This is a genomic window from Microvirga sp. Mcv34 (assembly GCF_024519725.1).
Lineage (GTDB): Bacteria > Pseudomonadota > Alphaproteobacteria > Rhizobiales > Beijerinckiaceae > Microvirga.
The window spans coordinates 15319-38568 of sequence record NZ_JALJRK010000049.1 but is presented as its reverse complement, the minus strand read 5'-3'; the positions used below and the strand labels follow the sequence as shown (position 1 = coordinate 38568).

The 23250-nt window shown below is 61.4% G+C and carries 20 protein-coding genes; 6 read left to right on the top strand and 14 right to left on the bottom strand.

From position 1 onward, the window contains the following. Nucleotides 1-60: 60 nt before the first annotated feature. The 5 genes from OC446_RS21260 to OC446_RS21240 all read right to left on the bottom strand — a co-directional run bounded on the left by OC446_RS21260 (nucleotide 61) and on the right by OC446_RS21240 (nucleotide 5288). Nucleotides 61-954: an NAD(P)-dependent oxidoreductase gene (locus tag OC446_RS21260; protein WP_262031011.1), complete on the bottom strand. Its 894-nt coding sequence runs from the start codon at nucleotides 952-954 to the stop codon at nucleotides 61-63. Nucleotides 955-1014: 60 nt separating this feature from the next. After that, on the bottom strand, nucleotides 1015-2529 hold the full coding sequence (locus OC446_RS21255) for a tripartite tricarboxylate transporter permease (RefSeq protein WP_262031010.1): 1515 nt from the start codon (nucleotides 2527-2529) through the stop codon (nucleotides 1015-1017). Between the two features lie 127 nt (nucleotides 2530-2656). After that, nucleotides 2657-3136: a tripartite tricarboxylate transporter TctB family protein gene (locus tag OC446_RS21250; protein ID WP_262031009.1), complete on the bottom strand. Its 480-nt coding sequence runs from the start codon at nucleotides 3134-3136 to the stop codon at nucleotides 2657-2659. Between the two features lie 80 nt (nucleotides 3137-3216). Beyond that, the gene (locus OC446_RS21245; protein WP_262031008.1) at nucleotides 3217-4212 is read right to left on the bottom strand and encodes a Bug family tripartite tricarboxylate transporter substrate binding protein; all 996 of its coding nucleotides are present in this window, start codon (nucleotides 4210-4212) and stop codon (nucleotides 3217-3219) included. 56 nt (nucleotides 4213-4268) lie between these two features. Next, nucleotides 4269-5288 (bottom strand): 4-hydroxythreonine-4-phosphate dehydrogenase PdxA, encoded by a 1020-nt coding sequence (locus OC446_RS21240; RefSeq protein ID WP_262031014.1) that lies wholly within the window; start codon nucleotides 5286-5288, stop codon nucleotides 4269-4271. A 217-nt stretch (nucleotides 5289-5505) separates the two neighbouring features. Here OC446_RS21240 and OC446_RS21235 point away from each other — a divergent pair, with 217 nt between their 5' ends. From OC446_RS21235 to OC446_RS21215, 5 genes are all read left to right on the top strand, one after another. Continuing rightward, on the top strand, nucleotides 5506-6195 hold the full coding sequence (locus OC446_RS21235; protein ID WP_262031007.1) for a GntR family transcriptional regulator: 690 nt from the start codon (nucleotides 5506-5508) through the stop codon (nucleotides 6193-6195). Nucleotides 6196-6248: 53 nt separating this feature from the next. Further along, nucleotides 6249-6968, top strand: coding sequence for a 3-oxo-tetronate 4-phosphate decarboxylase (gene otnC / locus OC446_RS21230; protein ID WP_262031006.1), 720 nt, complete (start codon nucleotides 6249-6251; stop codon nucleotides 6966-6968). Between the two features lie 4 nt (nucleotides 6969-6972). Further along, entirely contained in the window at nucleotides 6973-7782 is an 810-nt protein-coding gene (locus tag OC446_RS21225) for a hydroxypyruvate isomerase family protein (RefSeq protein ID WP_262031005.1), read from the top strand. Further along, nucleotides 7779-9041 (top strand): 3-oxo-tetronate kinase, encoded by a 1263-nt coding sequence (gene otnK, locus OC446_RS21220; protein WP_262031004.1) that lies wholly within the window; start codon nucleotides 7779-7781, stop codon nucleotides 9039-9041. The genes OC446_RS21225 and otnK overlap by 4 nt, the downstream gene beginning before the upstream one ends. Nucleotides 9042-9121: 80 nt before the next feature. Next, complete coding sequence (locus OC446_RS21215) at nucleotides 9122-10516, top strand: NAD(P)H-dependent oxidoreductase (protein WP_262031003.1); 1395 nt, start codon at nucleotides 9122-9124, stop codon at nucleotides 10514-10516. A gap of 268 nt (nucleotides 10517-10784) precedes the next feature. Here the strand turns inward: OC446_RS21215 and OC446_RS21210 are convergent, their stop codons facing one another. Continuing rightward, a complete protein-coding gene (locus OC446_RS21210; protein ID WP_262031002.1) occupies nucleotides 10785-12029 on the bottom strand; it encodes a GNAT family N-acetyltransferase in 1245 nt (414 codons plus the stop codon). A 431-nt stretch (nucleotides 12030-12460) separates the two neighbouring features. Here OC446_RS21210 and OC446_RS21205 point away from each other — a divergent pair, with 431 nt between their 5' ends. Further along, the gene (locus OC446_RS21205; protein WP_262031001.1) at nucleotides 12461-13303 is read left to right on the top strand and encodes a calcium-binding protein; all 843 of its coding nucleotides are present in this window, start codon (nucleotides 12461-12463) and stop codon (nucleotides 13301-13303) included. 311 nt (nucleotides 13304-13614) lie between these two features. Here the strand turns inward: OC446_RS21205 and OC446_RS21200 are convergent, their stop codons facing one another. The 8 genes from OC446_RS21200 to OC446_RS21165 all read right to left on the bottom strand — a co-directional run bounded on the left by OC446_RS21200 (nucleotide 13615) and on the right by OC446_RS21165 (nucleotide 23250). Further along, nucleotides 13615-16305 carry a PAS domain S-box protein gene (locus OC446_RS21200; protein ID WP_262031000.1) on the bottom strand — a complete coding sequence of 897 codons (2691 nt, stop codon included), beginning with the start codon at nucleotides 16303-16305 and terminating at the stop codon, nucleotides 13615-13617. Between the two features lie 113 nt (nucleotides 16306-16418). After that, nucleotides 16419-17057, bottom strand: a complete 639-nt coding sequence (locus OC446_RS21195) for a chemotaxis protein CheX (protein WP_262031013.1) — start codon at nucleotides 17055-17057, stop codon at nucleotides 16419-16421. Between the two features lie 2 nt (nucleotides 17058-17059). Then, nucleotides 17060-17443: a response regulator transcription factor gene (locus OC446_RS21190; RefSeq protein WP_262030999.1), complete on the bottom strand. Its 384-nt coding sequence runs from the start codon at nucleotides 17441-17443 to the stop codon at nucleotides 17060-17062. Between the two features lie 105 nt (nucleotides 17444-17548). After that, entirely contained in the window at nucleotides 17549-17818 is a 270-nt protein-coding gene (locus tag OC446_RS21185) for a hypothetical protein (protein ID WP_262030998.1), read from the bottom strand. Continuing rightward, on the bottom strand, nucleotides 17815-19806 hold the full coding sequence (locus tag OC446_RS21180) for a chemotaxis protein CheA (protein ID WP_262030997.1): 1992 nt from the start codon (nucleotides 19804-19806) through the stop codon (nucleotides 17815-17817). The genes OC446_RS21185 and OC446_RS21180 overlap by 4 nt, the downstream gene beginning before the upstream one ends. Further along, nucleotides 19803-20687, bottom strand: a complete 885-nt coding sequence (locus tag OC446_RS21175; protein ID WP_262030996.1) for a CheR family methyltransferase — start codon at nucleotides 20685-20687, stop codon at nucleotides 19803-19805. The genes OC446_RS21180 and OC446_RS21175 overlap by 4 nt, the downstream gene beginning before the upstream one ends. After that, nucleotides 20684-21787, bottom strand: a complete 1104-nt coding sequence (cheB, locus tag OC446_RS21170; protein WP_262030995.1) for a chemotaxis-specific protein-glutamate methyltransferase CheB — start codon at nucleotides 21785-21787, stop codon at nucleotides 20684-20686. Before cheB ends, OC446_RS21175 begins: the two co-directional genes overlap by 4 nt. Next, on the bottom strand, nucleotides 21784-23250 hold the full coding sequence (locus OC446_RS21165; protein ID WP_262030994.1) for a chemotaxis protein CheW: 1467 nt from the start codon (nucleotides 23248-23250) through the stop codon (nucleotides 21784-21786). Before OC446_RS21165 ends, cheB begins: the two co-directional genes overlap by 4 nt.

The window sequence follows — 23250 nt, the reverse complement described above, 5'->3', positions numbered from 1 at the left end:
TAGGCTCTCCCAGGCTCCCGGAACTGCTGGAACGAAGCCGGCTCCTTCTGCAGGAACCGGCTACTTGATTCCTTCGCCGTTGCGGCGCTCGAGCTCGACCAGCAGGCCGCTGTGGTCAAGATCGCCCGCGTTCGCGATCAGACCACGGAACAGGTCTGCCGTCAGCGCGGTATAAGGAAGAGCTTGGAGATCGATGCGCTCGGCAGCATCCAAGGCGTTGTCGAGATCCTTGAGATGGGTGACGGAGCGGCCCTTGGTGACGAAATCGCGCTCGACCATGCGCTGACCGTGCAGTTCGAGGATGCGGCTTTCAGCGAACCCTCCGCGCAAGGCCTCTCGGACCTTGGCCGGATCGGCGCCGCCGCGCTGCGCCAGAAGAAGAGCCTCGGCCACGGCCCCGATGGTGACGCCGACGATGATCTGGTTGGCGAGTTTCGCGAGCTGCCCTGCCCCGTGTGGCCCCACGTGAACCGGCCGCCCCATCACCTTCAGAATGGGCTCGACGCGGTCAAACATCTCGGCCTCGCCGCCGGCCATGATCGCCAGGGTCCCCTGCTCCGCGCCGGTTGTCCCGCCGGATACGGGCGCGTCGATGTGATGGACACCCCGCTCTTTGAGTTGGTGCGCATGATCCTGCGCCTCCGCAGGCTTGATGGAGCTCATGTCAACCAGGATGGCGCCTGGCTTCAGGACCTCCGCCACACCCTGCGAGAACAGGACATCGTCGACGATCCTGCCGTTCTCCAGCATGAGAATGACCACGTCCGCGCCACTCACCGCATCGGCAGCCCGGTCCGCCACACGCGCCCCCAACGGCGCAAGCGCCTCGGCTTTCTCGCGTGAGCGGTTCCAGAGCGTCAGTGAATACCCTGCGTCCAGCAGGCGCTTCGCCTGGCGCGAGCCCATGAGGCCGATGCCGAGGAACGCGATCTGGGGTGAAGTTGCTGCCGCCATGGGAGCCTCCTGAAGGATGGTCCGCCCGGATTGCCGGACGGGCCCTTTTGAACATCGGGTTCAGGCGACCGCGGACGAGGCCTTGGGCTTCGTCAGGCGACCGAACAACGTGCTCAGGACAGGACCAAGAGCGAGCGCGAGGCCAATCAGCATGATGGTCGTGACAAGTCCGTTCGACCAGAAGATTGACAGCGAGCCGCGCGACATGATCATGGATTGGCGGAATGCGTCTTCCGCCTTGTCGCCGAGCACCATCGCCAGCACGAGCGGCGCAATCGGATAATCCAGCTTTTTGAACAGGTATCCGACGACGCCGAAGGCCAGAGCGAGCCAGAGGTCGAACGGACGGCCCGCCACCGTGTAGGCGCCGATGAAGCACACGACCACGATCACCGGACCGATGATGGCGAAGGGGATGCGCAGGATCGATGCGAAGAGCGGAATGGTCGCGAGCACCATGAGCACGGCCACGATGTTGCCGAGATACATGCTGGCGATCAGGCCCCAGACGAAGTCGGGCCGCTCGATGAACAGCATGGGGCCGGGATTGAGGCCCCAGATCATAAGGCCGCCCATCATGACGGCTGCAGTCGCCGAACCGGGCACACCCAGCGCGAGCATCGGCAGGATGGCGCTGCTTCCGGCAGCGTGATCCGCCGTTTCGGGAGCGACGACGCCTTCCGGCTGGCCCTTCCCGAATCCTTCCTTGCGCCGGGACAAGCGCTTGGCCAGACCATAGCTCATGAAGGACGCTGCCGTCGGTCCGCCGGGCGTGATGCCCATCCAGCAGCCGATGGCCGCGCTGCGCAGGAGCGTCACCCAATAGCGCGGCAGAGTGGCGATCGTCTTAAGGACGTCTCGCACCTTGACCCGGGCCCGGATGCCGTCGAAGCGCAGCCCCTCCTCCATGGTGATCATGAGTTCGCCGATGCCGAACAGGCCGATCACCGCGATGAGGAAGCTGATGCCGGACAGAAGCTCGTTGAACCCGAACGTCAGGCGCAGGCCGCCCGAGACCGTATCCATGCCGACCGCGGCGAAAGCGAAGCCGAGGCCCATGGACACGATGGTCTTGAACGGTGACGCCGCGCCCAGCCCGACGAAGCTGGCGAAGGCCAGGAAGTAGACGGCGAAATATTCGGGCGAGCTAAAGCGGAGAGCGAACTTGGCCACCCAGGTGGACAGGACGGTGATGAGGATGACGCCCACCAGCGCACCGAAGCCGGCAGACAGGAACGCGAGCGTCAGCGCCTGCGTCGCCTGGCCCTGACGGGCCATGGGGTATCCGTCGAACGTCGTCGCGACGGATGACGGCTCGCCTGGAATGTTGAACAGAATCGATGTGGTCGATCCGCCGAAGAGCGCGCCCCAGTACATGCTGGTGAGCAAGATGATCGCCGCCACCGGGTCCATGGTGAAGGTCAACGGCAGAAGCAGCGAAACGCCGTTCGGGGCGCCGAGGCCCGGGAGGACGCCGACGAGAATGCCCAGCAGGACGCCGACCATCATCAGGATGATGTGGTAGGTCGTCAGGGCGACGCCGAACCCGTGAAGGAGTGATGCGAAATTGTCCACGACCTGTCTCCGTCGGGATTGGAGCTAAAGCATCGAACGCAAAAGCGGGGACCAGTTTTGCGTTTACAGATGCGACACAACGAAATCTCAGAGGTCTCGACGTGAGTTCGCACCCACGTCCGCCGCCCTAGTAGATGCCGAGAGCGGCTTCGAGAGGTCCCTTCAAGATCGGAACCTGGAAGGCGAATTCGAGCACGAGGTAGAAGCCCACTGCCGCGGCGATGCCGGAAGCGACGGAAACGACGAGCCGGTACTTGCCTTGCGTCCACATGACGAAGGCCAGATAAATCGCCGTCGCCACGTATAGCCCAAGCAGAAGCGACACCACGACGAAGGCGGCCATCGGCAGGAAGAACGATGCGACGCGTACCGCTTCTTCCTTGTGAAGGAAGACAGATTGCAATCCCTTGCGGCCGACGGTCGCCTGAACCAGCGTCCCGACGCTGGCGCCAACGACCAGAAGTCCCATGTAGAAGGGGAACGCTCCTGATTCCGGGCCCGCGTCGCCCCAGCCGATTCCGAACTCCAGAGCGCCGATCACCGCGGCAAGCCCCAGGCCCGCTGCCAGGGTCGCAGTTCCGATTTCAGCCGTATAACGAGAGATCATGACGTTCACCCCGGTCCGATGAGTGGCTCATAAAAATCCGGCTGACGGAGTTTCCTCCGCCAGCCATGAGATCGACTCGGTTAGCGGACGACCCAGCCTTCCGCCTCGAAGACCTTGCGGTTCTTGGCGTCATCGTCCGCGATGAAGCTCTTCAGATCCGCCCCACCCAGGAAGCGGTCGGTCTGTGAGGTGCGCTCGATATATTCCTTCCACTCGGGCGTCTCGCTGACTTTCTTGAGAACGTCGGCATAGAACGCGACTGTTTCGGCCGGAATACCGCCCGGCAGCCACACGGTGCGCGGCATCTGGAACTTGTCGATCGGAATGCCGGCTTCCTTGCAGGTCGGGATGTCGGACCAGCCCATGGTGGCCGTGACCTTCACGTTGCCCTGAAGGCGCGTCGGGCTGAACACGCAGAGCGGAGTGACCGCGCCCGCCTTCCACTGACCCGCGTTCTCGTTCGGGTTGTTGGTGTTCGAGTCGATGTGACCGCCGGCCAGCTGCACGCCGGCCGCGCCGCCGCCCTGGAACGGGACGTAGATGAACTTGGCGCCGGTCGCGTCCTGGATCAGGCTGGTGAGCGTCTGGTCCGTATCCTTGGACTGGCTGCCGCCCATCTTGAAGGTATCGGGCTTCGCCTTCACGGCGTCGATATAGCTCTTGGCGTCCTTGTAGGGCGAGTCCGCCTTGACCCACAGCAGGAACTCGTCGAGGGCCATGGCGGCCACGGGCGTCAGTTCATCGGCCTTGTAGGCGAGCTTCGCCACGTAGGGCAGAAGATAGGCGTTGTTCGTGCCGAAGGTGAGCTTGTGGGAGTCGCCCGCCGCCATCTTCGTATAGATGAAGCCCTCCGCGCCGCTGCCGCCGCCCTTGTTGGTGACGATGACGGACTGGTCCATCAGTTTGTGCTTGGCGATGATCGACTGCACGACGCGAGCGAAGTTGTCGGTGCCGCCGCCGGGGGAGGACGTGACGACGAACTCGACCGGCTTCGACGGTTTCCAGTCAGCCTGCGCCACGCCGCCGAACGTCACCGCGACGGCGGTGGCGAGCAACCATGAAGTCTTCTTAAGCATTCTTCTTCCTCCCTGTGATGTTTCCGAACGATGGCGTCGGGTCTCGGAACCGTTGTTTAGGAATTGACCGCTGACAGTCTCGGCTGCTCCGTCTCGGAGCGGCGAGCCTTCACCTCGGCGCCCATGCGGATGGCGAGCGAAAGGGCCTCTCGGCTGGCGCCGAGATTGGCGATGCCCTTGCCGGCGATCTCATATGCGGTGCCGTGGGCCGGCGTGCAGATCGGGAACTCGAAGCCGCCGATCAGCGTGATGCCGCGGTCGAAACCCATGAGCTTCATGGCGATCTGGCCCTGGTCATGGTACATGGTGAGGACAGCATCGAAGTCGCCGTTCTTGGCCCGCAGGAACACCGTGTCGGACGGGAACGGGCCTTCGACCGTAAAGCCCTGCGCCTGCGCCTGGCGGACGGCCGGCTCGATCACGTCGATCTCCTCGGTGCCGAAATTGCCTCCGTCGCCCGCATGCGGGTTGAGGCCCGCGACCGCGATACGCGGCGGGTTGAAGCCTGCGGCACGCATGCATTGGTCGGCCAGCGTAAGCGAACGCAGGATCGCCTTCTCGGAAATGGCCGACGCCACCTGCGACAGCGGGATATGCGAGGTCACGCGTGCGTTCCAGGTGCGACCTAGAACGTTGAACTCACTCGCGGCGACTGACGTCTTGAGGACGTCGCGCACGAAGCGGATCTCGTCGTCGTAGCCGTCATAGGCGAGGCGCATCGCCTTCTTGTTGAACGGCGTGAAGAACACCGCGTCGGCACGGCCTGACTGGGCGAGCAGAAGAGCACGGCGGAAGTTTTCGGTCGCGAACATGCCGCCTTCGAGCGTGGCCGTGGCGGGCGTGACCTGCTCGGGGCTGAGATTCTTCAGGTCGACAAAGACCGGGCGTGCGGAGCGGTTGGGAAGAGCCTGCTCGGAGCCGATAACCTCTACGTCGACGGCGACACCCGCAACCTCCGCGCCCTGCTCCAGGATTCGAAGATCGCCAAAGATCACGAGGTCCGCGCCGGAGCGGAATTCATCCGATGCGATCAGCTTGGCGGCCAGCTCCGGGCTGATTCCGGCCGGATCGCCCATGGCGAACGCGACGGTCGGCTTTGCTGACGGGGTCGATAACGTTTGAGCGCTCACGGCAACCTCTTCTCGGGATGACGCAAGGACACTAACAGCGCTAAATTTCGTACACAAGTATGCTGCATACAGAATTTTGTTTGCGAGGATTCAGGAATAAGTTGTATAGAGTGGGCCATCCCCGTCCTGACTTGTGGAAAGACGGCTAACGATGGAACGAGCCATGGCATCCGAGGCTGCAGGCCTGCCGGTCGACGAGTTCGACGTCCGCGGACCGATCGTCCGCCCGACCCTCCACGATGCCATCGTGGCGCGTGTACGCGACATGATTATCGAGGGTGAACTCGCGGCCGGAACCCGGCTTCATGAAGGCAATCTCGGCAAGCTCCTCGGAGTGTCCCGTACGCCCTTGCGAGAGGCCCTCAAGTTCCTCGTGAGCGAAGGTCTGCTGGAGCTCTCCCCCGGGCGCGGCGCCGTGGTCCGCCAGTTCACCGCCAAAGACGTGCATGACAGCCTCATCGTGCTCGGCAATCTCGAAGGCCTGGCCGGGCGCCTGGCCTGCGAGCACGCCACCGACGCCGAGATCCGCGAGGTCCGGCAGCTCCACGACCACATGATGGAGATGTACGAGAAGCGGGACCGCCTGCCCTATTTCAAGCTGAACCAGAACATTCACTCGGCGATCCTGCGCCTGTCCAAGAACGAGGCACTGGTCTCGGTCCATAACGTCCTGCAGGCTCGCCTGAAGCGCATCCGCTACATCGGCAACGAGGGGCCGGAAAAGTGGGCCGGCGCCGTCGCCGACCACGAAGAGATGATCGCCGCCCTGGAAGCGCGCGATGCGGATCGTCTGTCGACGGTCCTGAACGCCCATATGCAAAAGACATGGGAGCGCGTCCGCCACGCGATCTGACAGCGGCTTCCACTCACCTTCCTCATCAAACCCAGACTTTCAAAGGCCTCCCCATGAGCGACGAGAGCCGCCTTCGCGAGACGATCTGCCAGTTCGGGCGCTCCCTGTTCGAGCGCGGCCTGACGGCAGGATCGTCCGGCAACATCTCGGTCCGGCTGAGCGATGGCGGCTGGCTGACGACCCCGACCAACAGCTCCCTCGGCTTCCTCGATCCTGCCAGATTGAGCAAGCTCGATGCCCATGGCCACCTGGTCTCTGGCGATGCTCCGACGAAGGAATTACCTCTTCATTCAGCGCTTTACGCGACCCGCAGGGACGCGGGTGCGATCGTGCATCTCCACTCCACTCATTCCGTCGCAGTCTCGATGCTGCCCGATGTGGACCCGGCGAATGCTTTGCCGCCCATGACGGCCTATTACGTCATGAAGATCGGACGGACCGCACTCGTCCCTTATTACAGGCCTGGAGATCCTGCCGTAGCCGATGCAATCCGAGGACTCGCAGGGAAGTACAGCGCCGTCCTTCTGGCTAATCACGGCCCCGTGGTGGCTGGCAAGGACCTGGAAGCTGCCGTCTATGCCACAGAGGAACTGGAAGAGACGGCGAAGCTGCGCCTTCTGCTGCATGGTCTCAACCCGCGCCTGCTGACCCGCGCGCAGGTTCGGGATCTGGTGACGCATTTCAAGCTGGACGAAGCCATCGCGGAAGAGACGTCCGACAGTGGCCAAGAGTGCTGTTCCTCGCCCCATCACCATTCTCACACATGCGGATGAATCGATGCCCCGTTTCTCGGCCAATCTAGGCTTTCTCTTCACTGAGGCTCCCGAAATCGACCGGGTCGCCGCCGCCGCCGAAGCGGGTTTCAAGGCCGTCGAGATGCATTGGCCCTATCACGTTCCCGCGGCCGACATGCGCAGGGCCTTGACCCGCAGCCAAGTCACCATGCTCGGACTGAACACGCCCGTCGGGAATGCTGCCACGGGAGATTTCGGGCTCGGAGCCCTGCCGGGCCGGGAGAGCGAGTTTCAGCAGGCCGTCGATCAAGCGGTCACCTACGGCCATGCCATCGGCGCGACGGCCGTTCACTGCATGTCCGGCATCGTCGCAACCGATTCCCTTTCGGCTGCCGAGCGGACATTCGTGGACAACCTGAAACTGGCCGCCGACAAGGCGGCTCAGGCCGGCATGACCGTGCTGCTCGAGCCGATCAACCATCGAGACAAGCCGGGATACTTCCTGCATAGAATCGAGCAGGCGGCATCGATCATCGATCAAGTCGGACGTCAAAACGTGAAGATCATGTTCGACTGCTATCACACCCAGATCATGCAGGGCGATCTGACGCGTCGCCTCAAGGACTACCTCGACCTGATCGGACATGTGCAGATCGCCGCCGTCCCGAGCCGCGCCGAGCCCGATGAAGGCGAGATCGACTACCGCACGATCGGCCGCTTTCTCGACAGCCTCGGATACGGAGGCTGGATCGGGGCCGAGTACAAGCCCCGCGGCCGGACGGAAGACGGCCTCGGATGGCTTGCAAGCTGGACCCAGGATCTCCCCTCCAGCGCCCGTGGAGCCGTGGCATGAAGATCGGATGCATCGCCGATGATTTGACCGGGGCAACGGACCTCGCTCTCATGCTGGCCCGCGAGGGACTTCGCACCATTCAGACGATCGGCGTGCCGCGCGCAGGCCTCGATCTGGCGGGCGCGGATGCCGTCGTGGTAGCCCTGAAATCCAGGACCAATCCCACGCAGGAAGCCGTCGAGCTCTCGCTGAGCGCGGCGGAGGCTCTCAAACGGGCAGGCGCGCAACACCTGTTCTTTAAATATTGCTCGACCTTCGATTCCACCGACGACGGCAATATCGGGCCGGTCGCGGAGGCGCTTCTCTCCTTCACCGACAGCGACTTCACCCTCGCCTGCCCAGCCTTTCCAGCCAACGGCCGCACGGTTTACAAGGGCCATCTCTTCGTCAACGGCGTTCCCCTGCACGAAAGCAGTATGAAGGACCATCCGCTGACGCCCATGCGCGATTCGAACCTCGTGCGGGTGCTGCAAAGGCAGACGAAGCTCTCGGTCGGCCTCGTGTCCTATGAGGATGTGGAGGCCGGACCGGACGCCATCCGCTCGGCGTTCCAACGCGAGAGAGCAGTGGGCCATAGGATTGTGATCGTCGACGCATTGAGCGATTCGCATCTGCGCGCCATCGGTCAAGCCGCCGCGGACTTTCCCCTGATCACCGGCGGATCGGGCGTCGCCATGGGACTTCCCGCGGCTTACCGGCAAGGCCAGCCTTCGACCCAATCCACCGAGACAGGCTTCGAAGCGCCTGGCGGCCGCAGCCTCATCCTTGCAGGGTCCTGCTCGGCTGCGACGCGCGGACAGGTCAAGACGGCTCTTGATGCCGGGATTCCCGCGCTGCGGCTCGACGCCATGGAACTGGCTTCGGGCGCCGTCAGCGCGCAAACGGCTCTCGAATGGCTGAAGGCCCAGCCAACGAATGGCCCGGCCCTGATCTATTCCACGGCGACGCCCGAGGAGGTTCTGGCGGTTCAGAGCAAGCTCGGACGCACGAATGCGGGCGAGATCGTCGAGAACACTCTTGCAGAAGTCGCCAGGGCACTTCCTGCCCTCGGCTTCACCCGCTTGATCGTCGCCGGTGGCGAGACCTCGGGTGCCGTCGTGAATGCCCTCGACGTCGATTCCCTTTCCATCGGGCCGGAGATCGATCCGGGTGTCCCTTGGACCCGATCTCTCGCAGGAAACGATCTCGCGCTGGCGCTCAAGTCCGGCAACTTCGGAACTCCGGACTTCTTCCTGAAAGCCTGGAACATGCTTCGATAGAGCGGCAGACCGGCCAACCAACGCATTCGACGACAGAACGAACCGGTGGCGACCAAACACCGGATGGGGAGACATATGCGATGAACTACCATGATTATTACGCCAAGGCCGACCGCCCCATCGAGACGTGTGTCGTCGGGACCGGCGGCTTCGGCCAGAGCTTTCTCGCCCAGGCGCAACGCGTCCCCCTGATGAATGCGCGGATCGCTGTCGATCTCACGGCCGAGAGTGCGGCAGCAGGCCTGAAGGCGGCCGGCATCGACCCGCGCATGATCCGGATCTGCGAATCCGCTCACGACGCGAAGGCGGCGTGGGAGAGCGGCGACTTCATCGCGGCCAAGGATCTGGCCCTCGTCTCCCACCTTCCCTTCGACGTGATCGTGGAAGCGACCGGCCGTCCGACGGCTGCCGCCCACCATGCCCTGATCGCCGTGGAGGCCGAGAAGCATCTAGCCCTCGTGACGAAGGAGCTCGACAGCGTCGTAGGGCCCGGCCTCAAAGCGCTTGCGGCCGAGCGCGGCCGCATCGTCACGACGGTGGACGGCGATCAGCCGAGCCTGCTCATCGGCCTCACCACATGGGCCGAGGTGATGGGCTTCCACATCGTCGCCGCCGGCAAGTCGAGCGAGTACGATTTCGTCTTCGATCCGTCGTCGCGGCGCCTCGCCAGCAACGAGCGGTCCGCCGAGAACGTGGACCTGGACGATCTGTGGACCCTCGGCCAGCGGGACGTGAGCGAAATTCTTGCGGCCAGGGACAAGGCTATTGCCGGTTTTCCTCAGCGAGCCGTGCCGGATCTGTGCGAACTCATGGTGGTTGCGAACGCCACCGGCCTGCAGCCCGACCGTTTCGATCTCCACGCGCCGCTTGCCCGCGTCGGCGAGGTTCCGACGATCTTCTCGCAGCGCGGCGACGGCGGTATCCTCTTGGGCGACCGGCGCCTCGACGTGTTCCATTGCCTGCGCAAGCCCGATGAGATCAGCTTCGCCGGCGGAGTCTTCGTCGTCATCCGCTGCGACGATGCAAAGAGCTGGGACATGCTCGCCCAGAAGGGGCACATCGTCAGCCGCACCGGCGAAACGGCCATGGTGTTCCTCCCGCGACACCTCCTCGGTCTCGAAGCCGCTACCAGCATCCTCGATGCGGCGGTACATCAGGCGTCGGGTTACGGCTCCGACTATCAGCCGCGTTACGACCTGATCGCCGTCGCGACCGAGGATCTTCCGGCCGGTACGGTTCTCTCCATGGGAGGACATCACCACACGATTTCGGGAGTCACTGCCGAGTTTCGCCCAGCAGCCCCGCTCGGGGAGAATATCCCGGCCCCCTTCTATCTGGCTGCCGATTGTCGCCTGACCAAGGCGGTTCAGAAAGGACATGAGATCCGCGTGAGCGATCTCGAATTGCAGGACGGATCGGCGCTGATGAGGCTGCGCCGGGAGCAGGATGCGCGATTCTTCGGGCCCCGGCCTTGAGCGACGTGCAGGGAGCCGCATGATGCATCCCCTTCTCTCCCTGCTGCGCGGCCTGACCGCTTCACCGCCGCCCAGATGACGACGGGCGGCGCCTCCACCGTTGAGTCCGATGCTCAAGCTGCTCGTCCGTGCATTTATGGCGAGTGCCGCGTTGGATCCAGCCGGTCGCGAAAAACCCATCGCGGATCCTGGTGGTTCGCGGGCAATTATGGGAAGCTGATCGGCATTGAACACGACGGGCCTATCTGACCCTCTTATGGCTGACGCTTCACTTCGATAATGCGTGAACCTCTGCGGCGCGTTTGGGTTTTCGTCCGCCACGCCGCTTGAACTGGCGATAGCCATCTCTGACGAACTCCGGTACACGCGGACGAATATGCGTCCAATAGACTTTGCGCGACCAGACACTCGGCAGATGGAACAACATCGGCAAGGCCGCGCGGCGTACAAGGTGCAGATCGATGTATTCCGCATCAGGCATGTGCCAAAAGGCATGAGCCTGCGCCTTGCTCATTGGATTGATCTCGTGCAGATCCGCCCGGGCGAACCCGTCCCGAAAGGTCGCCTCAGTGAGGAGTGTGCCGACGCGGCACTCGGCGAAGTCTTCGTTGAAGGTGTACTTCGGCAACATGAGCGATCTGTTGCATCTCAGGGCTAGTTGCGCACCGACAAGCGTGTCATCGACCCAAATCCGGTGCCAAACCAAGCGTTCTTGTGCAGCGAAATTTTCGACCAAGGCGGTGTGAAAGGCGAGTGAGTCCGGATTGTTGAGGAGAGCGCCACCACAGCGTCCTTTCCAGCCCGCCGCTTCGAGTGCGGCGAACTGGGGTAAAAAGTCGACCCTCGCATCCGGACCATCGACGATTTCGATTCGAACCTTCCCACGCTTTTCGATCTTTCGACGAAACCGCCCCAGGTCGCTCGCCATTCTCTTGAAGTTCCCGATGAAGTTTTCGAAGCTTCCTCTGACGTCCAAAATCGAGAAGCGTTGGCGCGCGCTGGTGAGTACGAGGTGCTCCGCAGCCATATTCTGCAATGCAGGCCAGACCGGAGAATTATGCCGCACCGCCTGCATATCCAGGCCTACATGGCCCGGCTCTTGTCGTACGAGTTCCTCCAGCAAGGCCTCGAGTGCTTCGGAGGCGTATTCGGATGCCAAAGCGATATCGCCAGAAGTTGTCAGCTTGCCGTAAGTGCGCAAGAGCGGACGGCGGCGACCGAGGATCGGATGCGGCGTGATCACGACCGGCATCACGCCGATCAACTGCTCGCCGGCATAGGCAAAACAGCACATCCACCGCCATTGCGGCCAAAGTCCGTGTCGGAAGGTGGCAGTCACCCAGGCGGGCAGCATGGTGGCAAGACCCTGTGGCGACTCCCAAGCCAAGCGATCCCATGCTTCCATGTGCGGTTGAAGGCCATCGAAGTCGCGGACGGTTACCACCCGGACGGGCTCGATGGCGACGTCGGGAGATCGGCAGACAGCCTTGGTATCCATTCGGTCCAGCGTCATGCCTCACGCCAAAGTTGGAGCGGCTTATGCGCAGTCGGGATCAGAATGACTCCAGCGGACAGAAAACCTAAGTGCGAATAGTGAGGCGTCTCGGTCACCTACGGATTAATCAGAGAGAGGGATATCTAGACCATATGGTGCTTGCATATGTTCAGCTGTCATCCATTTGAACAGAGCGCACCTCCGTCTCACCCTAATAATATTTTTATGTTATAAAAAATACATCCCAAATATCATTTCGTAATATCGATATAATACTTATAGAGCTGCGACCGGTAGCCTTTAAGGGGTATGACCATTTAATTGACTGCACTTCACTTATATTCATGAGATATATTTTCCTCGATATAGAAGCAGTAATTCTTGAGGAATAACTCAAGATAAATACCGGACAACGACGGGGGCTCAGTCAATAGGTTGAGGTCAGCATCATGAAATTTCTGAATTGGGATGGAGCGTTCAAGTACGACACGTTCACGGACACGGGGACGCTTGGAGAACCTTCATCTGGAACGTCGACCCAGGTGTATGGTCGGGCAAGTCTGGAGGTCTGGGGCGATACCAGCGACCTGTTTACGATCTACGGCACGGCAGATGCGGATCTGATCTATCTGGACACGTCGAATATCGATCTACCGCGTCTTGTAAATGTGACGCAGATTTTCAGCGGCGACGGCAACGATGTGGTCGACCTGACCACTCCTCGGTTTAGTTACGGCTCAGTGATGATCGACGGCGGGACTGGCAACGATTGGCTGTTGGGCAACGACGGCAATGACCAAATCTACGGCCGCTCAGGAAACGACATGCTCAAGGGCTACGGCGGAAACGATCGCATCGATGGCGGCACCGGTCACGACCGGCTGTATGGGGGACGTGGTAACGACAAGCTTTCGGGCTCATCCGGAAACGATTATCTCTATGGTGGGTTGGGAAAGGATACCCTCTCGGGCGGCTCCGGCTCCGACAAGTTCGTTTTCGACAGCAAACCGGTCAAGGCGAATGTCGACACGATCACGGATTTCTCGGTCAAGTACGACAGTATCCATTTGGAGAAGGATATCTTCACCAAAGCTGGTCCCCTTGGACGACTGAAGGCCAGTGCGTTCTGGACGGGCAAGGCCGCTCACGACAAGAGTGACCGGGTCATCTATGATGAGAAAACCGGCAATCTCTATTACGATCCCGATGGCACCGGTTCGGCCGCCAAGATGATGATTGCGAAGCTTTCGAAGCATCTTCCGATCACAGAGAAGGATTTCTTCATCGTCTAATCTGGATTCTGGCTACGTCATACGAACCAGCTTTGGTGCAATAGGCGTTTGACAGCAGGAATGTTCAAGCCGCAGCGCATGCTGCGGCTTGTCGTGTCTCCAAGGCGTAAAAGCGGTGAAGGTCGGTGCGAAGGCAGATCACGCCCAGATCGACCACTCGAAATTGTCCCGCTCACCCACTAAAAATCTTTTGGATCAACGCACCCTTGCTTGAAATCGATCAGGGCGAGAAACAGGGGCTTGGTTGCAGAAACCTTCCCTCGCCTCCCAAGTCTTGCGGTGCTCCGCAGGCATTGCCCGTTGATAGCGCATTATGATTTCGCGATGATTTCACGAATCCTTGCTGCCAGATCCTCGATGGCGAAGGGTTTCGTGATCATCTCCATTCCAGGTGCAAGGAAGCCGGATGCGATGGCTGCCTGCTCGGCATAGCCGGTGATGAAGAGCACTTTCAGATGAGGGCGCACGAGACGCGCGTGGTCGGCGAGCTGGCGGCCGTTCAACCCTGGAAGGCCCACGTCACTGACGAGCAAGTCGATCCGCTGTTTCGATTCCAGGATTTTGAGGCCAGAAGGACCATCCATCGCTTCCAATGCCTGGTAACCGAGATCAGCCAAGACCTCGAGAATGAGGGAGCGGACCACTGGTTCGTCCTCGACCACCAGGACAGTCTCGCCCGCTCCGGCCCGGTAAGACTCGGTCGAGGCGGAAGTGGGAGCATCCCCCTCCAGCTCTCCAGCATGGCACGGCAAGTAGATCTTCACCGTGGTCCCGCGCCCAACCTCGCTGTAGATTCGAACATGTCCTTCGGACTGCTTGGCGAAGCCGTAGACCATTGACAACCCTAGTCCGGTTCCCTCACCCAGCGGCTTGGTCGTGAAGAACGGATCGAACGCCTGCGCCAGAACATCGGCAGGCATACCGGTGCCCGTATCGGAGACGCTGATCGTGATATAGCGGCCGGGAGAGACTTCCTGCTGTGAAGCCACATAGAGGCGGTCCAGGTTTGTGATCGATGTCTCGATGGTGAGAATACCTCCGTGCAGCATCGCATCCCGAGCGTTGATCGCCAGGTTGAGAATGGCGCTTTCGAGCTGGTTCGGATCACATAGCGTCAGCGGAAGATCGTCGTCTGCGGTGATCCTGAGCTGGATCGATTCAGACATGGTCCTCCGAAGAAGCTCCTCCATGGAAAGGATGAGCCGGTTGACCGCGACCGGCTTCGGATCGAGCGGCTGACGTCGGGCGAACGCCAGAAGGCGGTGTGTCAGCGCGGCCGCGCGATTGGCCGAGGTTGTCGCGGCATTGATATAGCGATCGAGCCTTTCAAGGCGTCCCTGCGCCATGCGCGATTGCAGAAGATCGAGCGAGCCGACGATGCCGGTGAGCAGATTGTTGAAATCGTGAGCGATGCCTCCCGTCAGCTGCCCGACAGCTTCCATCTTCTGGCTTTGACGAAGCTGGTCCTCGAGCTGCTTGCGCTGGGTCACATCACGTCCGACGCTATAGAACACATCCTCGGATGGAGCGAAGGTCCAGTTGATCCACCGATAGGAACCGTCCTTCGCCGGAACACGGAGATCGATATCTGTAACGGCCCTGCCCTGCTGCAGACTCTGCAGCAGGCTGTCGCCCAGGGCACGATCCTCCTCGTGAATCCAGGAGTCGATCCGGGTTCCGACGATCTCCTCCTCCTGATATCCAAGCAGCTCCGTCCAGGCTGGATTGACGGCATTGAGATAGCCGCCGCTGTCGCAGACGCTGAAGAGATCGCTCGACAGACTCCAGAGTCGGTCGCGCTCCCGTGTGCGTTCCTCAACGCGGTTCTCCAGCCTCTCGTTAAGCTCCCGAAGTCTGGCCTCCGACTCTTTCGCCGCCGTGATGTCGTAGATGACGCCGATGAACCGTAATCCGGCCGTTTCCGCATCGCGTACATACTCGCCCCTGCGAGCGAGCCAGCGAAGCTCCTTATTATCAGCGCGCCGAATCCTGAACTCGACGTAGGAAGCGCCTTCACTCGAACTCTGCTCCACGAGAGCGCGATCGCCCGGTTCGATGAGCGCATTGACCGTGCGAACCGGGAGGACGTAGCTGGAATGAAGTCCGAGCAGACGGCAGAACTCCTCCGAAACGTTAACGGTCGCATAGCCGTCCACATACTCGAAGGTTCCGATCCCGCCGGCACTCTGGGCGATCCGCAGACGTTCCTCGACGTGCTTCTGTTCCGTGATGTCGGTGACTACACCTGTAAACTTAAGCGGTCGTTCATCGTCGCCGTAATGGCAGCGTCCCCTTGCGAGCGCCCAGCGGACGGACCCGTCGGAGGCCAGGAGACGGTATTCCTTCGAGAAGATTTCCGCCCCGTTGAGAATGCCGCCGACGGCCAAACGGATTCTGCGGCGATCATCCGGGTGTATGGCCTTAAAGAACGCCTCGGCGGGAAGCCCCTCTGTCGCCTCGGCTGAATCGAGGTCGTGGAGTGCGGCGAAGCGGGCGTCTGCGGTAAAGCGCCCTTTGGTGATATCCCAATCCCAGGAACCGCCGGTCCCGGCTACGGTCAAGGTCAGGCGAAGCCGCTCGTTTGTTTGATCCAGCTCTCTTTGACTGGCCTCGAGCGCCGCCTGCGCGTTTCTCGACTCATATGCCTGAGTGACGTCGACCTGTGTTGCGAGAAAGAATTGCGGCTCGCTCTCTCCGCTGGCGATCGGGGTGATGAAGAGATGATTCCAGAACTCCGAGCCGTCCTTGCGACGGTTGAGCAGCTCAGCCGAAATGGCTCTACCGGCTGTAATCGCCTCGCGGATGAGAGTAATGGTATCCTGATTCACACCCAGTGCCTGGAGGAAGCGGCAATTCCTACCGACCGCCTCCTCAGGCGAATAGCCAGTAATCCTACAAAAGGCTTCATTGACGTAGACGATAGGATTGTCAGGGGTCCGTGGATCCGTCGCAACCATGGGGAGCCCGGACTTTTCGAATGCAGAGAAGACGGGACCTGCCATTCGGCGCAGTTCACCTGCGGCGACTTCGATCGCCTTCCGGGCTTCACCCCGAGAAAGAACCGGCGCTGTCATACGTCGTAAGACTCGTAAGGGCGAATCTTTTGAAGCATCGTCTACGTCTCGTCTCCAATGACCCGCTCGATGAAGCTTGCGATCAGTTCCTTCAATGCCGCGAGCGACGGCAGATCCATCAGCATGGCGATATAACCTCGAATATCGTGGTTTCGCACGGAGAAATTGATGTAGAGGAAGAGAACGAGACCCTCGCCGGAGCGCTCGTGCGCATGCGTGAAGAGCCTCGTGCCATCTCCACGGATCACTTCCGGCAGGGAAATGTTGAGCGAACGTTTCAGCATGTTCGCCATGGTCGCGAGGCAGCCATTCAGGATAATATTGCCCGTTTCGGCCAGAGCTTCCTGCTCCATATCGACGATCTGCTCGGGCGGCACGTCGCTTCCAATGATGGCCTTGACGAGATCGAGGCTGGTCGCTTCGGGAAAGATCAAGAGCGCTCGACCGGAGAATGCACCTTCGAATTGCTGCTGAATGGCAACGAGATTGTCCGTTTCACGCTCCCCAATCAATCGAGCCGCGTGATGAGGAGCCATGATCTCGATGGAGGGCACCGACAGAAGGACCTCCTCGCCAATCATCTTGCGCAGGCTCGAAGCCGCACGGCTGACCCCGATATTGACGATTTCCGTCAGAGCATCGTGTTCGAGATCGGAAAGGACGAGGTCGGCGTTCCTCATGGTCATTCACCGCCTGAACGCAGGCGCAACGCGGCTCCGGCGATGAACCCTCTCAGGCCTTCCTCGGTCAGCGGCTTGCTCACGAACGTGGCATTCACCTCCCTCGCCCGGGCAATCACCTCATCCTGGATATTGGCCGTGATGACCGCAATCGGCATCGTCGGATGCAGGGCTCTCAATTCGGCCGCCAGTTCTAGTCCGTCCTTGTCCGGCATGTTGAAGTCGATCATCGCGACATCGACCTTCTTCTCGCGGATGATCGAAAGAGCATCGTGCGCGTTCCCGGCCTCGATACGGTCCCATTCGGGCTGCAGGGCGGCCAAGGCCTTGCCCGCGACAATGCGCGCGAGCTTGCTGTCATCGACGATCAGTACGGTTGTAGGCACTCGGATGCTCCGCCAACGGGATCAATACGGCCGGGAGAGGCCAATTCGGCTTGAAAGAGAAGGGCAATTTTTTCTTTTAGAGTATACGGCCCGAATGACAACTGCTCAGCCTCCGCGCAGCCCTGAGTTGGGAGGTTTTGTCGCCATCAGGATGGGGGCAAGCCAATCCTTGAGGAAGGCGTTTGTTCCTTCCCCTCGGATGGCCGGCTTCAGGGCCATGAGAATCTGAAACACTGCTCCATGGAGGTGTTCCGCGTTCGTGAGATCCACAATGCGGTTCCTGTTCGCCTGCAGCCAGGCAAGGAGTGGCTCGGCGTCCTCCACACGGCATTGCCCCTCCAGCCAAATGACGTCGCCGTCCAAACGCACGCTCATCCGATCAGCTCCGGAATATCGAGAACCATCAGGACGCTGCCGTCGCCGAGCAGGGTCGTCCCCAGCAGTCCCGGCATATCGGTCAAGATGCCCGCCATGGGTCGCATCAGGACGTCCATGCGCTCCGCGAAGCCGTCGACGGCGATCCCTACCTTTTCATCGCCCAACCGCATGACGATGACCTTCGTCCCGGCTCCAGGAACACTCCCCGAGGGGATCTCCAGGAGATCCGCGAGCCGCACCAGGGGGAGTGTCCGGCCGCGCAGCACAAAGGCTTCGCTCCCCTGAATGGGCAGGATACGGGAGGCCGGAACGACGGCAGTCTCCAACACCCCATCCATCGGGAGCCCATAGGTCTCGCCGCCGATGCGGACAAGCATCACCTTCGTCATGACGACGGTAAGCGGCAGGATGAAGCGCACTGTCGTGCCGCGCCCTGGCCTGCTCTGCACCCCGACCTGGCCGCCCATCCGCTCTACCGAGGAGCGCACGGCATCCATTCCCACGCCGCGGCCCGAGAGGTCCGTAACCTTCTCGGCCGTAGAGAACCCAGGAGCAAAGATCAATTCCATAGCCTCGGCATCGCTCATGCGCTCGATCCGGTCGGCGGAAAAAACGCTACGCTCGCGGGCTTTCCGCCGGATCGCAGCGGGATCGATGCCCCGTCCATCATCGCTCACTTCGATGACGATCCTGTCCGCCTCTCTGTAGGCCCTAAGCACGATCCTGGCCTTGGCAGGTTTTCCGCCCGCAAGGCGAACATCGTCCGGTTCCGTGCCATGGGCGACGGCATTACGAAGGATGTGGAGCAGAGGCTCGAACAGCCCCTCCACGATGGACTTGTCCGCCTCGACATCCTGGCCTTCCATGGAGAAGTCGACAGCCTTGCCGAGTTGCCCGGTCACTTCACGGACAGCCCGTGGGAAGCGCCTGAAAACCTCGCGCATCGGCATCATGCGTACATCCATGACTGCCCTGTGCATGTCCCCAACCAGGCGATCGATAGCCGCATGACTTGTCAGAATGCCCTGAACCAGATCGGCCCGATCCATCCCGTCGCCTATGGAGGCGAGATGAGCCAAGGCATTCTTGGCGACGACCATCTCGCCGACGAGATCGGCCAATCGATCAATCCGCGCCGCATCGACCCGGATCAACCGCGCGCCCGCCGCTTCGGATGCACCTGGATCATGGCCTTGAACAACGTCGGGCCCAGATCGTCGCCCCTCGAAGGTTCCCTGCCAACGCAGGTCCTGAAGCGTGACCTGATCCGGAACGAAGCGGAAGACGCTCTTCACAGCATCGAAAGGCGCGGAGGCCAAGGCTTCGATCAGAAGGTTGCAGGCAAAAGGGTCGATGTCTGCAGAAGGAGGCCATGGCTCCCTGCTCGTCACACGAACAGCCAGAAGATCTGGAACGGATTTCAGAAGCGCCAGGGGATCGTCCCCGGCAAAGAAGCAATCGGCCCGCGGGATGTAGCGGACGGCAATCAACGGGGCATCGCGCCGCGTCCAGTCTTCTCGGTCGGGAACCGTCGCCAATAGATCGTCGATCCAGCCAATGTCAGCTTCGGAAATCGCGGGAGCGGATGCCCCGACCGTCTGGTCGAGCTGCGAACGCAGAAGACCTGCAAGGCGATACCCTTCTTCTCCGGCCTCGGGCGGAAGCTGCCCGCGCTCCTCGATGAAGCCCACCCAGCGATCCGTTTTGCCGATGCACTCGAGGAGGATGTCGATCACATCACCGTCAAGCCTGGCTTCCCCAGCTTTGAGACCACTCAAAAGATCCTCGGCCGCGTGCAGCGCGAGCCCCATTGGGGCGAGATCGAACAGCCCGACGGAACCTTTAAGAGTGTGAATGGCGCGAAAGGCGCTGTCCAGATGGCCAGCAGCGGCAGGGTCACGTTCCAGAGCCAGGAGATCGTCAGTTGCCTGCTGGGCGAGTTCGCGCGCCTCGACGATGAAATGCTGAAGAAGGTCATCCATCATGGACCCTCCTCCAGCCGCTGATACACGATTGCATCCTCGTAACGACAAAGCCTGAAGCGGCTGGAAATACGGCTCATGGACTCGGTATGGCCGAGGCAGATGTAACCACCCGGATGCAGTGCATCGTAGAGATTGTTGGCAGCCAAAAGACGTGAGGCATTGTCGAAATAGATCAGGACGTTGCGACAGAAGACAACATCGAAACGCCCCTGGGCGGCAATGGACGCCTTATCGACCAGATTGACGGGCGTGAAGGTCACGGATTCCCGCAAGTCCTGAATGATCCTGCGCTCGCCATCCCGCGATTGTTCGAAGTAGCGTTCGACCACATCGGGCGGCAGGCGGGACAATGCGCGCTCACCATAGCTGCCTGCTACGGCCTTCTGCAGAACGCGGGTGTCGATGTCGGAGCCGGCGATCTCGATATGGTAGGCATCGACCATCGGCCAGTTTTCGAGGAGCCATATGGCGATAGAGTACGGCTCCTCGCCGGTCGAGCACGGCACAGACCAGATGCGCACGAGATCGCCGGGTTTCTTACCTCTTACGATGTTCGGCAAAAGCGATCGCCCAAGACATCGGAGCTGGTCCTCCTCACGGTAGAAATAGGTCTCGTTGACCGTGAAGATGTTGATCAGATACTCGACCTCGCTCTCGCTAGCCTGAGCGTACGAAAAATATGTCGGAAAAGGGCGCATCCCCGTGGCGGCCATTCGGTCAGCGATACGTCGCTCTATGTAGTAGCGCTTGCTTTCCCCGAAGATCATCCCCGTACGGCGGTAAAGGAATTCGCAAAGACGGCGGATCTCATCCGTCTCGAGAGCGTCTCCCGGCCCGCTCCCTTGACCTGCAGATCTGGCGGGCGATCGGGACCTGCTCATGAGCGCCTTACCATATCGAGGAGGTGGTCGGCGATCTGCTCGAGTGGGGTCACAACTTCCGCGCCGCCCCGGCGTACGAGTTCGCCAGGCATGCCCCAGACGACGGCACTCTCCTCGGCTTCGGCGATCGTCCGTCCGCCCTGTTCACGAAGCCGGGTCATGGTCTGCGCACCATCACTTCCCATCCCAGTCATCAGCACGCCGATCAAACCCCCAGGCGAAAAGTGTTGCATGGCGCTGTCCACGAGCCTGTCGACGCTCGGGTGCCAGCGATGCTCCGGAAGCGACGGCGCCGCCATCACGACAGGGCCATCCAGACGCATACTGACGATCACATCCGCGTCACCCTTGCCTATATAGACGGTCCCCGCTTCGAGAGGCATCGGACGGGTCACCTCGACGACGCTTAGAGCGCACAGCTTGTCCAGACGGCGGGCAAGCGGCCCCGTGAACGATCCCGGCATGTGCTGCGCCACCACCAAGGGCCAAGGAAAGTCCGGCGGAAGCCGCGTAAGCAGCGCATCCAAGGCGGGAGGACCACCCGTGGAGGTGCCGACGAGGATGAGATTGCGAACCGGCGCATCGACCTTTCTAGACCTGCGGGCGGTCTGTACCGGGCGAAGAGGCTTTTGCAGAGCGGGCGAGGGCTTCACGTCCAGTCCGCTCCGCAACCGCACCCGATCCGCTAGCCTGAGCGTCCGAGGCAGGCGCGCCCGCGATGCGGCGCGAACTTTTGCGACGAGCACGGGGGCTAGCGTTTCGATTTCCAGCGAAACGGCTCTCTTCGGCTTCGTGATGAAATCGACAGCTCCCAGGCTCATGGCCTCGAGGGTGGCATCCGCCCCTTCCGTGGTGAGAGAAGACACCATCACGACGGGACAAGGGTGCTCCAGCATGATGTGGTTCAGACAGGTCAGCCCATCCATCTCCGGCATCTGGATATCCAGCGTGATCACATCCGGCCGGAACGCGGCAAGCTGTCCCAGGGCCTCGGTGCCGTTGCGCGCGAAGGCAAGCTCGAAATCGCCTTCGGCAGCGAACACAGTGCTGAGAAGGCGTCGCATGAGCGGAGAATCGTCGACGATCAGCAGCCGGATCACGAAACAGACCGATCCGGATGATTATCGCCCATCGCGGCAAGCAGATCCTTCTCGGCGTGGTCCAGGAGCTCACGCGGATTGAGCAACAGAATCATCCGCCCCTCGACGTCGATATTCGCAATGCGGTCGATGACCTGACTTCCATCCATGGCCAAATCCGGGGTCGGGCGAAGCTGGCTTCGGGAAATCTTGAGAACCTCGGAGACATGGTCGACCAAAAAGCCGGCCTGCATCCGGTCGATCGTGACAACGACGATCCTTTCGTGACGCCGTAACCCTTTTTCCGCGAGGTTGAAGCGGCGCCGCTGATCGATCACGGGAACGACGCGCCCTCGCAGGTTCATCACACCTTCGATGAAAGCGGGAGCCTTGGGCAGGCGCGACAGGGTTTCCGGAACCCGCACGACCTCGTCTACGGACGCAATCGGCAGTCCATACTCCTCGTCTCCCAATCTGAACACGATGAACTGCTCGTCGCCGCTTGAAGAACTTTCGATGCTGCTCAACGCGGAACTCTTCTCGATATGTGGCGCAACCTGCTCGGCCCAAACCTGATCACGAAACAGGCTGCCAGTCGAGAGAACCGAAACCAAACGCGCGCCTCCTTCGAGGCGGCAGATCCCCTGGATTTTGGCTTCTGCCTCGCCTCGGGCCAAAATTGCCGGAACCGGGTCGATCTCACCGGAAGGAATGCGGAGAACCTCTTTCATACCGTCTGCGACGAGACCGACCAAAGCCTCGCCTATCCGAATGACGACGATCCTGGACTTGCTGTTTCCATATCCTGCGGCCCGCAGGCCGAGGAGTCCGCGCAGCGAGGCAAGCGGAAGCAGGCGCCCTCGCAAGGCCATGACGCCGAGCATGACGCTCTCCGCCTGGGGGATCGCTGCGACCTCAGCCGGGATCGCTACGACCTCTTCAACTGAATCCAGCGGTAGCGCGAAGTCCTGACCTGCCACGGAAAAGCAGACGAGAGGCTCTTCGTCTCCTTGAGCGTCCTCGCTGGCTTGCGGCTCCTGACTTCCCGCGACGCGAGGAAGATGTGCACGCTTCTGGAAGCGACCGAAATCGCGGGACAGCAGCGTGTCGAGATCGATCACACGTTCAGGAGTTTGCTTCTGGTCATCCGCTAAGATCGATGGCTCAGCCCCGCCGTCCTGCGCCAGAGATGCTACCCTGTCGATGACAAGGCCGATCGGTGTGCTGCGATTGAGGACAACGACTCGGGCACTCGCGTTCAGACGCGGCTCGTCTCCTAAGAGGCTGTGAACGGACACCATGGGCATCACGCCGCCGCGCAGATTGGCGACCCCAAGCAAGCTGGGCGGGCCGAGCGGCACTCGGGTCACGGCCGGCGGCCGGATCACCTCGGCAACGTCCGAGGCCGGCAGGGCGAAACGTTCACGCCCCACTTCCACGGTAAGGAACAACTGGGAGCCCGCCGCAGGAGCCGTTTCGGCCAT

Coding starts and splice junctions, on each gene's coding strand:
- OC446_RS21260 (WP_262031011.1), bottom strand. CDS start 954: ATGGCGGCAGCAACTTCACCCCAGATCGCGTTCCTCGGCATCGGCCTC.
- OC446_RS21250 (WP_262031009.1), bottom strand. CDS start 3,136: ATGATCTCTCGTTATACGGCTGAAATCGGAACTGCGACCCTGGCAGCG.
- OC446_RS21245 (WP_262031008.1), bottom strand. CDS start 4,212: ATGCTTAAGAAGACTTCATGGTTGCTCGCCACCGCCGTCGCGGTGACG.
- OC446_RS21240 (WP_262031014.1), bottom strand. CDS start 5,288: ATGGGCGATCCGGCCGGAATCAGCCCGGAGCTGGCCGCCAAGCTGATC.
- OC446_RS21235 (WP_262031007.1), top strand. CDS start 5,506: ATGGCATCCGAGGCTGCAGGCCTGCCGGTCGACGAGTTCGACGTCCGC.
- otnC (WP_262031006.1), top strand. CDS start 6,249: ATGAGCGACGAGAGCCGCCTTCGCGAGACGATCTGCCAGTTCGGGCGC.
- OC446_RS21225 (WP_262031005.1), top strand. CDS start 6,973: ATGCCCCGTTTCTCGGCCAATCTAGGCTTTCTCTTCACTGAGGCTCCC.
- otnK (WP_262031004.1), top strand. CDS start 7,779: ATGAAGATCGGATGCATCGCCGATGATTTGACCGGGGCAACGGACCTC.
- OC446_RS21215 (WP_262031003.1), top strand. CDS start 9,122: ATGAACTACCATGATTATTACGCCAAGGCCGACCGCCCCATCGAGACG.
- OC446_RS21210 (WP_262031002.1), bottom strand. CDS start 12,029: ATGACGCTGGACCGAATGGATACCAAGGCTGTCTGCCGATCTCCCGAC.
- OC446_RS21205 (WP_262031001.1), top strand. CDS start 12,461: ATGAAATTTCTGAATTGGGATGGAGCGTTCAAGTACGACACGTTCACG.
- OC446_RS21200 (WP_262031000.1), bottom strand. CDS start 16,305: ATGGCAGGTCCCGTCTTCTCTGCATTCGAAAAGTCCGGGCTCCCCATG.
- OC446_RS21195 (WP_262031013.1), bottom strand. CDS start 17,057: ATGAGGAACGCCGACCTCGTCCTTTCCGATCTCGAACACGATGCTCTG.
- OC446_RS21185 (WP_262030998.1), bottom strand. CDS start 17,818: ATGAGCGTGCGTTTGGACGGCGACGTCATTTGGCTGGAGGGGCAATGC.
- OC446_RS21180 (WP_262030997.1), bottom strand. CDS start 19,806: ATGATGGATGACCTTCTTCAGCATTTCATCGTCGAGGCGCGCGAACTC.
- OC446_RS21175 (WP_262030996.1), bottom strand. CDS start 20,687: ATGAGCAGGTCCCGATCGCCCGCCAGATCTGCAGGTCAAGGGAGCGGG.
- OC446_RS21165 (WP_262030994.1), bottom strand. CDS start 23,250: ATGGCCGAAACGGCTCCTGCGGCGGGCTCCCAGTTGTTCCTTACCGTG.